At 37.7% G+C, this 12,420-nt stretch carries 7 protein-coding genes; 4 read left to right on the forward strand and 3 right to left on the reverse strand.

The genetic code is table 11. From position 1 onward, the window contains the following. Positions 1 to 2 precede the first annotated feature (2 nt). Positions 3 to 188 carry a helix-turn-helix transcriptional regulator gene (locus tag ACFIKO_RS07390; RefSeq protein WP_375673633.1) on the forward strand — a complete coding sequence of 62 codons (186 nt, stop codon included), beginning with the start codon at positions 3 to 5 and terminating at the stop codon, positions 186 to 188. 276 nt (positions 189 to 464) lie between these two features. Here the strand turns inward: ACFIKO_RS07390 and ppx are convergent, their stop codons facing one another. Further along, positions 465 to 1,982: an exopolyphosphatase gene (gene ppx, locus ACFIKO_RS07395; protein WP_375619848.1), complete on the reverse strand. Its 1,518-nt coding sequence runs from the start codon at positions 1,980 to 1,982 to the stop codon at positions 465 to 467. 6 nt (positions 1,983 to 1,988) lie between these two features. After that, positions 1,989 to 4,169 carry an RNA degradosome polyphosphate kinase gene (locus ACFIKO_RS07400; RefSeq protein ID WP_375673635.1) on the reverse strand — a complete coding sequence of 727 codons (2,181 nt, stop codon included), beginning with the start codon at positions 4,167 to 4,169 and terminating at the stop codon, positions 1,989 to 1,991. 326 nt (positions 4,170 to 4,495) lie between these two features. On the opposite strand from ACFIKO_RS07400, the gene ACFIKO_RS07405 reads away from it, so the two are divergent. Continuing rightward, positions 4,496 to 4,744, forward strand: a complete 249-nt coding sequence (locus ACFIKO_RS07405; RefSeq protein ID WP_375619850.1) for a zinc-finger domain-containing protein — start codon at positions 4,496 to 4,498, stop codon at positions 4,742 to 4,744. Positions 4,745 to 4,796: 52 nt separating this feature from the next. Further along, positions 4,797 to 6,044 carry an FAD-binding protein gene (locus ACFIKO_RS07410; protein WP_375619851.1) on the forward strand — a complete coding sequence of 416 codons (1,248 nt, stop codon included), beginning with the start codon at positions 4,797 to 4,799 and terminating at the stop codon, positions 6,042 to 6,044. Positions 6,045 to 6,236: 192 nt separating this feature from the next. On the opposite strand, the gene dnaE is transcribed toward ACFIKO_RS07410, so the two are convergent. Next, positions 6,237 to 9,725: a DNA polymerase III subunit alpha gene (dnaE, locus tag ACFIKO_RS07415; protein WP_375619852.1), complete on the reverse strand. Its 3,489-nt coding sequence runs from the start codon at positions 9,723 to 9,725 to the stop codon at positions 6,237 to 6,239. A 381-nt stretch (positions 9,726 to 10,106) separates the two neighbouring features. Between dnaE and recG the strand changes: the two genes are divergently transcribed. Then, on the forward strand, positions 10,107 to 12,215 hold the full coding sequence (gene recG, locus ACFIKO_RS07420; RefSeq protein WP_375673638.1) for an ATP-dependent DNA helicase RecG: 2,109 nt from the start codon (positions 10,107 to 10,109) through the stop codon (positions 12,213 to 12,215). Positions 12,216 to 12,420 lie beyond the last annotated feature (205 nt).

The raw sequence follows: 12,420 nt of genomic DNA on the forward strand, positions 1-12,420 counted from the left end.
ATATTCTTTTGACAGACCGTGAAAGTGCAAAACTGCTTCATATGAGTGTCTCAACATTCCGCCGTCATGTTACCAATGGATCTCTCCCAAAACCTTTAAAATTTGGTTTTTTATCGCGTTGGTTACAATCGGATCTTTTGAATGTCATCGAGCAAGCAAAACAGCAACGTTATAACGACGCGGCATAAAAAGAAAGCCTTGTCACGTAAGGATGGACAAGGCTTTTCATTTTCACACGAAGCTTATGAAGTGCAAATTCCATCCTGTGACGCAAGTAACAGAATAAAAAAATTATGTTTTTTTTTATGAATGCTCAGGACATTACAAATGCCTTGCGTGGGGGATAACATAAGCGTTATGAAACAATCCCCCCGTTGTCCAGCTCATGATGCTAGGTTGCCTAGTTTATCCATTGTCAATGACACTATTATAAGACATAAAATCCGAATAAATTAGGAAAAAAATCAAAAAATTTCAAAAGCAAGAGGTTTTTTTATTATTTTTGATAACTTTTTTAATCGTCCAAGAGGACGTTCTCCTAATAACCCAGCGTAATTCTTTGGGATCTGCAAAATAATGTGATCTGCTTTTTTACGCCACAATAGATGAGGTAAAATACCTGCAACAGAAGCACTAAAAAGATGAGCAATCCGCATAGTTTCGCCAAGAATACGTGCTTTTTCAATTATATTTTGAGTTGCTAATTGAAAAATGGGGAGAGATTCTTTATCAACCAATAAACTCGTGTTGCGAAAAAAAACAGCAAGCGCCGCATAAAGGCGCCCTTCATGAGAAATTCCTGGATAAGATCCTAAAGCTATTTGATTTGCTGCTTCATTGCCTCGATAATCTGGATGTATACGCCAACCAATATCCGCAAGGAGACAAGCGGCTTGACGATAACGGCTTTCATTTTCAGTTTCTGAAATTCCAAAAACTTCAAAAGCATTCGTCGTAAAATCAATGAGTTCTTCTGCTTGTTTTGGTGAACGTGCCCGTAAAATAGCCATTTCTGTGCATGCTGCAATGAGAGGATCTGAAAGTCGAAGCGCCTGCGGCAATCGTGAATAAAGAAAACCTTCACGAACGCCAGCACCAGAAAAAATTATCTTTTCAAACTCCATACACTGAATGAGTTCAATAAGAACTATTGCCCCATAAGATAAAAGTTTCCGACGATTCTGAGAAACCGCTGCAATCCCCCTCATATTATCAATATTGCCACGTGCTACAAGACGTAAAAAGTTCTCCATTTCAACGGCATCAACTTCATAGCCATGCATAACAGGGAGCCGGTAGTGTTTCATTGCCATATGGAGTTTTGCCAAATTACGCCATGTCCCCCCCACTGCATAAAAATAACGTGCTATACCTTTACGAGTACGAACAACAGACGATTTATAAAGTTGCTCATGTACAATTTTTGTAGCTACAGCACTATCATTATTTGACATATACTGTAGCCTTAAACCACCCAATGGGAGAGTTATCCCTTCACCAACATCAGAATGATCAATATCAATCAGCTCAAGACTTCCACCACCAAGATCCCCAGAAATACCTTTTGGTTGATAAAAAGTAGACACAACTCCATATGCTGAATACATAGCTTCTTCACTTCCTGAAAGAAGATATATTTTACTTTGCAAAATATCTTCAGCATGCTGAATAAATGCTACACCATTCTTTGCATCTCGTGCTGCTGCTGTTGCTAAAGTATAGACCTCATCTGCCCCAATCTGTCGACAAAGCGTACGAAACCGTTTCAGTGTTTGCAACGCCATTTTCATCGATTTTTCTTCTAAAAATCCTGTTTTTGCCACACCATGACCGAGACCACAAAGAATCTTTTCATTAAACAAAACCGTTGGTGAGCGAACAAGCCCCTCATAAATAACCAACCGAACAGAATTTGAGCCAATGTCAATAACAGCAACAGGCTTACGCCCTTTTAACCGACCTTGAGCATCTATATATGTCATTGGATTTTAATCTTTATGTATTTCGGCTTGTTGCCGATGCAACGCAATCAAGCGCGAAACAGAAGATTCAAAGGACTCTTTTCTCCCCGCAAAACTTGTATTAGCCATAAAATACTCCTGCGCATTAAACAGACTCTCACCTTCTTGCGGTGTGATACGTTTTGATGTTCCATCCTTAAGTATATCAAAGCTTTGTTGATTATCAATGATATTAGCCAACATAATTTGTAAAAGAATTTTTTGACGCACTATTTTATTAAAAACTGGAACCAATATTTCAATACGATAGTCTAGATTACGAGGCATCATATCAGCAGAGCCTAAGTAAACAAGTGCATTTTCATTAGGCAAATCTTGACCATTCCCAAAACAAAAAATGCGACTATGTTCAAGAAAACGCCCGACTATTGATTTTACACGAATATTATCTGAAATTCCTAGAATACGAGGACGTAAACAACATATCCCCCGCACAACCAAATCAATTTGCACCCCTGCTTGACTGGCACGATATAAAGCATCAATAATTTCAGGATCAACCAATGCATTAACTTTCATCCAAATAGCAGCAAACCTTCCCTGTTGTGCATGAGAAATTTCTCCCTCAATATGCTCTAAGATACGACCACGCAATGTTAAGGGTGAAAAAGCAATCTTCATTGTTTCATTCGGACGCTCATATTGCGCAATATAATTGAACAATAACGCAACATCATGAGCGATATCATCATCCTTGGAAAAAAAAGAAAGATCCGTATAAGTTTTAGCGTTAATGGGATGATAATTTCCTGTTCCAAGATGAACATAAGAGCAAAGACGTTTTCCCTCACGTCTCACAACCAATGACATCTTAGCATGCGTTTTTAATGCAATAAAACCAAAAATAACTTGAACCCCAGCACATTCAAGATCCCGTGCCCAACGAATATTTGCTTCCTCATCAAAACGCGCTTTAAGTTCTACCAAAGCAGTCACAGACTTTCCCTGTTCAGCTGCTTCAATCAAAGCGCCAACAATTGGACTATCATTTGATGTACGATAAAGTGTTTGTTTGATTTCCATAACATCAGGATCGCAAGCAGCTTGACGTAAAAATTGGACAACAACATCAAATGTCTCATAAGGGTGATGAATCACAATATCATTTTCACGAATAGCCGCAAAACAATCCCCTTTATGTTCACGAATACATTTTGGAACACGGGGAATATAAGGAATAAATTTGAGATCATTACGGGGAATAGAAACAATTTCTGATATCATATTAAGCGCTAAAAATCCATCCAGAACATTAATACAATTATCAGGAACAGCAAAACTATTCGCTATAAACTGGCGTAAACTCTCTGGCATTTTTGCGTCAAATTCAACTCGAATAACCTGCCCACGGCGCCGCCTTTTGAGAGCAGTTTCAAAAAAATGAACAAGATCCTCAGCTTCTTCTTCTACTTCAATATCACTATCTCGGATTACTCTAAATGTACCAATTCCTTTAACCTCATAATTAGGAAATACATGTTTAATAAAAAGGCAAATAACATCTTCAGATGCAATAAAACGACAATGACTGCCCTCTTGAGGAAGAAGAATAAAACGCCTTAAAAGCATTGAAATAGACAACAGCACTGTGTGTGAGTTCTGATCAGTTTTTCCAGACAATTGAAGAGCAATAGAAAGCCCTAAATTAGGAATAAATGGAAAAGGATGAGTAGAATCAACAGGCAAAGGTTTTAAAACAGGAAAAATTGTCTCAAGAAAATATTTTTCAAGCCATGATTTTTCAATTTCTGAAAGATCATCAGAACAAATAATTTCAATATCATTCTTTTTTAATTCATCACGTAAAACATTCAATTCTCGTAGTTGGTGAGCCTGCAACTTTGAAATCTCAGCTAATACAATATCAAGTTGTTCCTGTGGAGTGTGTCCATCTGCACTGCACGCTGTAACGCGAGCACGAATTTGAGCTGCTAGTCCTGCAACACGAACCATAAAAAACTCATCAAGATTTGCCGCTGAAATAGAAAGAAATTGTAGACGTTCTAATAAAGGATGTTTAGAATTAGCCGCTTCCATCAAAACACGATTATTAAATTGTAGCCATGAAAACTCTCGATTAATAAACCGTACCGGATTTTTCATTGTTATATTTGATATAGAAATTTTATCTACCACCCTCTGTTCCATATATCCTAAATAATTTTCTTTTATATTTTCTAAAATCCTTGACGAAATATCCCATATAACATTTTATAATGTGTTATCATCATAATAATATATCAATGCCTAACTTTTCTCATCGTGTTTTCATTTAATATTTAAAAATACTTGGAACTATTTCTATGCGCAAAGCGCTAAAAACACGACAGTTATTCTAATATAGCATAAAAGGAGGAGAAATTTGTCTTAAAAAGCAGCTTGCATTATTATAAGCTTTATTACAAACTCACGCCTATAAAATAAAAGAGCCCAATTATAGCTGATGAGACAATTTATTCTGGAGTTTGTACGCCATGGCTGATCACAATATTCCCCATTTCCAAAATGACCTTGGATATAAAACAATCGAAATTGGTGTGAAAGAATTTATGTGTGTAGGCGCTACACAACCATTCGATCATCCTCATATCTTTATCGACATGGGAGAAGCAACTGAGAAAATTTGCCCTTATTGCTCAACCCTTTATCGTTATGTTCCCTCGCTATCATACGATCAAACAAACCCAAAAGGATGTTTATATCATCCAGAAAAGCTATTATAATCGCGTTTTTGGACTTTCTTAATAACTACTCTTTTAATTCTGCTTGTTTAATATGAAATCATTTGTGGACCGATCACCCCTCATTATTGGAGGAGGAATTGCTGGTTTAAGCACCGCTTTAGCACTCGCTCACAAAGGAATTGCAAGCACCATTATCGAAAAGTGTAAGCAACTTGAAACAATAGGCGCTGGTATTCAACTGACACCAAATGCAACATCTATTCTTGCTCGCTGGGAACTTCTTAACAAACTCACTGAAGTCGCGACAATCCCGCATTTTCTTGAGTTAAAAGATGGATTATCTTTAAAAATACATCTACAGGCTCATCTTATCAATCTAACAGAAAAATATTGGAAAGCCCCTTATATGACGATCCACCGCGCGGCTTTACAAAAAATTTTATATAATGCAGTGATTGAAAATCCTTTGATCAAATACAAAGCAGGCGAAACGATTGTATCTTCTACCCAATCTGCAACCAACATTAAAATAACAACAATAAAAACAGATACAACAACAGAACAGCTTCATTCAACGCCCCTTCTGATCGGATGTGATGGAGTTTGGTCAACATTACGGCAACAATCTCCTTTTCATGAAAGAGCAAATTTTAGTGGCTTTATTGCTTGGCGTGCAACAACAACATTTGATAATCTTCCTCAAAAATTTCGTTCTTCGTTGCAAAATATGAATACAATTACAGCTTGGATGGGACCAAAAAATCATCTTGTTGTCTATCCCATTCAATCGTCAGAAAAAATTTTTAATTTTGTCGCCATTACGCATGGAGAAAATTCAAAAGAAGGATGGGCTCATAAAGGAGATAAAGAAAAACTAAAATCTCTTTTTAGAGGTTGGAATTCAAAAATATTACAAATCTTTGATCATATCGATGAATGGAGCTATTGGCCACTCTTTCAAATGAAACAAAATCGTTTTATCGGCTTAGAGAGACAAGTATTTGTTGGCGATTGTGCACATGCAGTCTTACCTTTTGCAGCACAAGGTGCCGCTATGGCAATTGAAGATGCTGCCACATTAGCAGAAGCACTTTCATTGAAAGATTTTTCATTAACGAAAGCACTTTCGCTTTACGAAATAACACGCACCCCCCGTATTGCAGCGGTAAAAAAACGCGGAGATTTCAATAGATTAGCCTATCACGCAACCGGTCCTATAGCAATTGCACGCAATCTTATGATGAAAATTCGTACACCAGAGAGCATTATGTCAGATCTCAATTGGCTTTACATGTATGATGCGATGAATTCCATAAAAAATAATGATAAAAACTTATAAAATCCTTTCAATACTTTGAATATTACGAAAGAAAGAGATTTTTTGACTCTATAACACTAAAAAACCATCATAGTTTACTCAAATAAAAGCCATATTTTCCAAAACCTAAAATCCGATTTTAAAAGCTTAATTTTTAGCTCTCCTAAAAGCAAAAACACCACTCAAAATTAGCTCCCATCTTTAATCTTTCTGTTAACTCAATTCTACATCAACAACACCCTGAATTAATTTCATAGCATTTGCGACATGTGGATTTACCTTATATCGCTTAGGAAGCGCAATTTCGACTTCTCGCAATCCATTCTCTTGAATTAAAATAAGCCCAACCTCTCCATTCCCCCCAAGATTTAAATTTTGTTCAATTTGTGGAAGCATATCAACTGTTTTTATAAAAAGACGCATCATTTTATGCTGTTTTAATGATTCCTTTTCCAACGACTGAATTGTTTCAATTCGCAAACTAACTCCTTCAGAACGATTTTCTGCGCTCACCGTAATAATAAAAGATTTTCCAGGTTCTAGCATCTCTTCATAATCCGCAAGTGCCTCAGAAAAGAGAACTGCTTCATATTGTCCACTTGTATCAGAAAAATGAATAATTCCCATTTTTTTACCAGATTTTGTTTTACGCACGTTTTTTGCCACAACAGTTCCAGCAAGTCGTGCAGCCGTTGCTCCTCCTTTAACGGCATTGGCAAAATTAACCCAAGTCTGAATGCGTTTTTTGTCCAGAATTGCTTGATACTCCTCCAATGGATGCGCAGAAAAGTAAAAACCTATAGCTTGAAATTCTCGATAGAGTTTCTCAGCCGGCAACCAAGGAGTTGTTTGCGATAAAATCAATGGTTCTTTTAATCCGCCTGCCATTCCAAATATATCAACCTGCCCGCTAGAATTGTCATCGAGAATACGAAGTGCACGCGCATGAAGAATTCCAAGATTGGCTAATAAAACCTCACGTGCAATGTTAAAACAATCAAAAGCACCAGCACAAACTAAACTTTCCATCGCACGCTTGTTAACAATACGAGGATCAACACGCGCACAAAAATCTTCCAGATCCTTAAAAATATTATCCCCACGACAAGCAACAATATGATCCACAACAGTTTCTCCCACTCCTTTAATGGCAGCAAGAGAATAATAAATACAGTTATCACCAACCTCAAAAACACGATGAGATGTTTGTATAGAAGGTGCAATAACTTCAATACCCAGCCTTAATGCTTCACGCCGAAAATCATTAAGTTTATCTGTATTCGTCATATCATACGTCATTGAAGCTGCTAAAAACTCAACGGGATAATTTGCTTTCATATAAGCTGTTTGGTAAGAAACAATTGCATAAGCAGCAGCGTGCGATTTATTAAAACCATAATCGGCAAATTTTGCTAAAAGGTCGAAAATAATATCAGCTTGATCTTTATCAACACCACCAGCAACAGCTCCATTGACAAAACGCGTACGCTGTTTTTGCATTTCAGCATGAATTTTTTTTCCCATAGCACGACGTAATAAATCGGCTTCTCCAAGCGAATAGCCAGCAAGCACCTGAGCAATCTGCATTACCTGTTCTTGATAGACAATAACACCTTGTGTTTCTTTGATCAGATGATCTATTTTAGGATGAATAGAAGCAATTTCCTCTTCCCCATGTTTGCGTGCATTATAAGTTGGAATATTCTCCATTGGACCTGGACGATAAAGTGCGACCAGCGCAATAATATCTTCAATACGGTCTGGCTTCATTCCAATCAATGCCTTGCGCATACCAGAACTTTCCACCTGAAACACGCCAACCGTTTCACCACGTGCCATCATAGCATAGGTTGCTTCATCATTCAGAGGGATATTTGATAAATCTATTTTGATCCCCTTTCTGGCAACAAAATCGACTGCCATTTTCAAAACAGTAAGCGTTTTTAATCCAAGAAAATCAAATTTTACCAGCCCTGCCTGTTCAACATATTTCATGTTAAATTGTGTAACAGGCATATCAGAACGAGGATCACGATACATCGGGACAAGCTCCCAAAGCGGACGATCTCCAATAACAATCCCAGCAGCATGAGTCGAAGCATGACGATAAAGTCCCTCCAACTGAAGTGCTATATCTAATGCGCGTCCAACAACGGGATCTTTTTTCTTTTCCTCTTCAAATTTAGGTTCATCCTTAATAGCATCAGCCAATTCTACCTGGCTTCCTGGCGTGGCAGGAATTAATTTTGTAAGATAATCCACCTGACGATAAGGAACTTCTAAAACACGCCCCACATCACGCAAAACTGCACGTGCCTGTAACTTACCAAAAGTAATAATTTGAGCAACTTGATCACGTCCATATTTTTTTTGAACATATTGAATAACTTCTTCGCGCCGCTCCTGACAAAAGTCGATATCAAAATCTGGCATCGAAACACGATCTGGGTTGAGAAAACGCTCAAAGAGAAGAGAAAACCGCAATGGATCAACATCAGTAATCGTCAATGCATAAGCAACAAGTGAACCAGCACCAGAACCCCGTCCTGGTCCAACGGGAATATCATGAACCTTTGCCCATTTTATGAAATCTGAAACGATAAGAAAATATCCAGAAAATTGCATACGCGTAATAACTGAAACTTCATAATCAAGCCGCTGCTCATAATCTGCAATTGTATACCCTTCAGCCAATCCAATTGTTTCAAGCCGCATTTTCAAACCAGCTTTAGCCTGATTTAACAACTCACTATCCTCTACTTCCAAAGTATTTTCTGAATTAGCAGATTGTTCTATAAAACGAGGCAATATCGGTTTTCGAAGAGGCGTGGCAATATGACAACGCAATGCAATTTCAACACTATTTTCTAAAGCTTCTGGAAGATCAGAAAACAGTGTAACCATTTCATCTTGTGACTTCAAATAATGATCTGGCGTCACACGTTTGCGATCTGGATTAGAGACTATTTGTCCTTCTGAAACAGCCATCAGCGCATCATGCGCTTCATACCCTTCTTTCTTCAGAAAAAAGGCTTCATTTGTTGCAACAAGAGGAATTTCATGCGCATAAGCCAATTTAATAAGATCAGCTTCTACTCTCCGATCATAAGAGCCATGCCGTTGTAATTCCACATAAAGACGATCAGCAAAAGATTTTTTCAAATAAATTAAGCGTTCAACAGCATGTTCTTTTTTCTCTTCTGCCAAAGAAAGATTAATAGGTCCTCCCTTGCCTCCCGTTAAAACAATTATTCCTTCACTGTGTGCCGACAACCAATTAGCTTTAATATGAGGAGGATCAGTATCACGTTTATCAAGATAAGCACGGCTTACAAGACGAACCAAATGAGCATAACCGGTTTCACTAGCAGCCAACAGAACAATAGAGCAAAAATCAGAAGGATTACGCCATTTAGCCAAACGTGAATGATCATTTTCATCACAAAAATCAACAGTAAGCTGACAACCAATAATAGGTTGGACCCCATGAGAAAGACAATGCTGTGAAAATTCCAAAGCACCAAATAAATTATTGGTATCGGTAATAGCAACCGCTGGTGCATGATCTGAAATCGCCTGTTGAATAATTTGGGGGATTTTTAAAGCCCCTTCGAGTAAAGAATAAGCTGAATGCACTCTCAAATGAATAAAGCGAGGAAGAGAATTTTTGTTCTCTTGTATTTTATTTTTATTTTTTACCACTCTCACAATTTCCCACTACAAAATAAATGCCAAACAGCACCCCTTATAAAAGAAAAAAACTTCTGTTTATCATAACTTTAAAGCTATAAATCCATCATCCTACATAGGAGCAATATCCCAATTTTATTAATATTTATAAGAGAGTTCTATCAAGAAAATGCTTCTATTCACAGCAAATAAACAGCTAAAATAAAAAGAAAAACAATATACTTCATCTAAGCACTTTAATTTTAGCACCCTTTTATTGTATTTAGCTTTAAATATTAATTTTTCTTCCTAAAATTCAATGTGTAAGTAAAGCAACCTCCTCTTTATGACTTTATCCCCAAAAAGCTCTTCTAAAGGTCTAGAAAAAACAAAAAGAGCAGGTTAAATTTGCTCATGCCTCCAAGTCTTCTTACCCCTCTTTTTAATTCTATTCGAACTCTTTCTGGTATTACACCTAAAGTCTATGGTTTACTGACTAAACTCTTAAATGTTAATCCTACACAACGCGAAGCAACTCTTATTGATCTTCTTCAATTAATGCCTCATTCCGTCATAGACCGCAGAATGCGTCCCAACATTGCTTGTGTAACAGAAGGAGACACTGTTACGCTCGAAATTATCATCGATCAACATCAACCACCGCCTCGTGGTCACAACAAAATCCCCTATCGTGTTATTGCCCATGATCAAACAGGAAAAATAAATTTAGTCTTTTTTCACGCTCAGCCTCTTTGGCTAAAAAAACAACTCCCTGAAGGAAAAAAAGTCACTGTATCAGGAAAAATTGAATGGTTTAATGGGCAATTTTCAATGGCGCATCCCGACTATATTGCTCCAAGCGAACAATCAAATCAGATTCCTCTCATCGAACCTGTCTATCCCTCTACTGCAGGACTAACTGCAAAGACACTAAGACGCGCCATACAAAACGCTCTTGATTTTATTCCTCTGCTCCCAGAATGGATAGATGAAAATGTAAAAAAGCAGCAAAATTTTTCTTCTTTTTCTGTTGCTTTACGCCGTATCCATGCGCCCATTAATCCCAACGATCTATCCCTAGAAAGTACAGCACGCAAACGTCTTGCCTATGATGAATTGCTCGCTTGTCAATTGGCGCTAGGACTCGTGCGTTTGAAAACTAAATCTCTTGTTGGCACTTCTCGACCATCAACAGGAATTTATACTAAAAAATTGCTTAATGTCCTCCCCTTTCAACTCACAACCGGACAAAAAAAAGCAGTAGAAGATATCGCGAATGATCTTGCTTCGCCAGAACCGATGCTAAGACTGCTTCAAGGTGATGTAGGCGCAGGAAAAACTGTTGTTGCATTGATGGCAATGGCACAAATTGCTGAAAATTCAGGACAATCAGCTTTAATGGCACCAACCGAAGTGCTTGCCAGGCAACATTTTTCCACCATTGCTCCTCTTGCCGAAAAGGTCGGATTACAAACAACTCTTTTAACAGGACGAGAAAAAGGGAAATTGCGAACAAATATCTTGAATGATATTCAATCAGGTCAAGTGTCTATTATCATCGGAACCCATGCTCTCATACAAAACAGCATTACTTATAACAATCTTGCCTTAACCATTATCGATGAACAACACCGTTTTGGTGTCCATCAACGTATCGCTCTTACAGAAAAAGGCAATAAACCTGATATGCTGGTTATGACCGCCACGCCCATTCCGCGCACACTTGTCTTAACAGCTTTTGGTGATATGGATGTATCTAAAATTACAGAAAAACCAATGGGACGACAACCCATTACAACAGCAATGCTTTCTTTGAAACGTCTTCATGAGCTTATAGAGCGAATCGCAATTGCATTAGAAAAAGGAGAAAAGCTCTATTGGATTTGTCCTTTAGTGGAGGAATCGACAACTCTTGATCTCACTTCAATTGAAAACCGCTTTGCATTTCTCCATGAACGCTTTGGAGCACACGTTGGTATGATCCACGGAAAAATGTCTACAGCAGAAAAAGAAGCCGCTATGGCATCTTTTAAATGTGGAAATACACGTATTTTAGTTGCAACCACCGTCATTGAAGTGGGAGTAGATATTCCAGATGCTTCAATCATTATCATAGAACACGCGGAACATTTTGGCCTTTCACAACTGCACCAATTGCGTGGACGTGTAGGACGAGGCGATAAAAAATCTTCCTGCATTTTGCTCTATAAAGATCCACTGACTAAAACAGCAGCAACACGTCTTAATATTATCCGCAATACAGAAGATGGTTTTGAAATCGCTGAAGAAGATTGGCGCCTGCGAGGCGAAGGAGAGCTTTTAGGTACAAAACAATCCGGAGTCCCTGAATTTCATATAGCAAACCTTGCAGTTCATAGTGATCTTTTGTCAATGGCAAGAAAAGATGCTCGTTTATTTTTACAACGCGATCCTCATCTTTCTTCTCAGCAAGGACAAGCTTTACGGTTGCTACTTTATCTTTTCGGACACGATGATGCTACACGCCTGTTGCGAGCAGGATAATAAAAACCCTCTAATAAAAAATTAAAATACCTCTCTGTTCAAATACGGTTTTCTCTCTTAAAATAACCCATAAATGATCTATACAATCCCTTACCATCTTTATGCTCCATGAAAGAGTAAGAAGCCAACAACAGCATCTTTTCTTTCAATCTAAATTATTCTTGTATTAAAACAGTAGAAGCAATATTGCGTCTTTTTTTATCAT

This window comes from Bartonella sp. TS82HLJMH (assembly GCF_042193495.1).
Lineage (GTDB): Bacteria > Pseudomonadota > Alphaproteobacteria > Rhizobiales > Rhizobiaceae > Bartonella > Bartonella grahamii.

What these genes read in the sequence shown, in the direction of transcription:
- ppx (WP_375619848.1), bottom strand. Translation starts at nt 1,982, where the DNA reads ATGACATATATAGATGCTCAAGGTCGGTTAAAAGGGCGTAAGCCTGTT.
- ACFIKO_RS07400 (WP_375673635.1), bottom strand. Translation starts at nt 4,169, where the DNA reads ATGGAACAGAGGGTGGTAGATAAAATTTCTATATCAAATATAACAATG.
- ACFIKO_RS07405 (WP_375619850.1), top strand. Translation starts at nt 4,496, where the DNA reads ATGGCTGATCACAATATTCCCCATTTCCAAAATGACCTTGGATATAAA.
- ACFIKO_RS07410 (WP_375619851.1), top strand. Translation starts at nt 4,797, where the DNA reads ATGAAATCATTTGTGGACCGATCACCCCTCATTATTGGAGGAGGAATT.
- recG (WP_375673638.1), top strand. Translation starts at nt 10,107, where the DNA reads ATGCCTCCAAGTCTTCTTACCCCTCTTTTTAATTCTATTCGAACTCTT.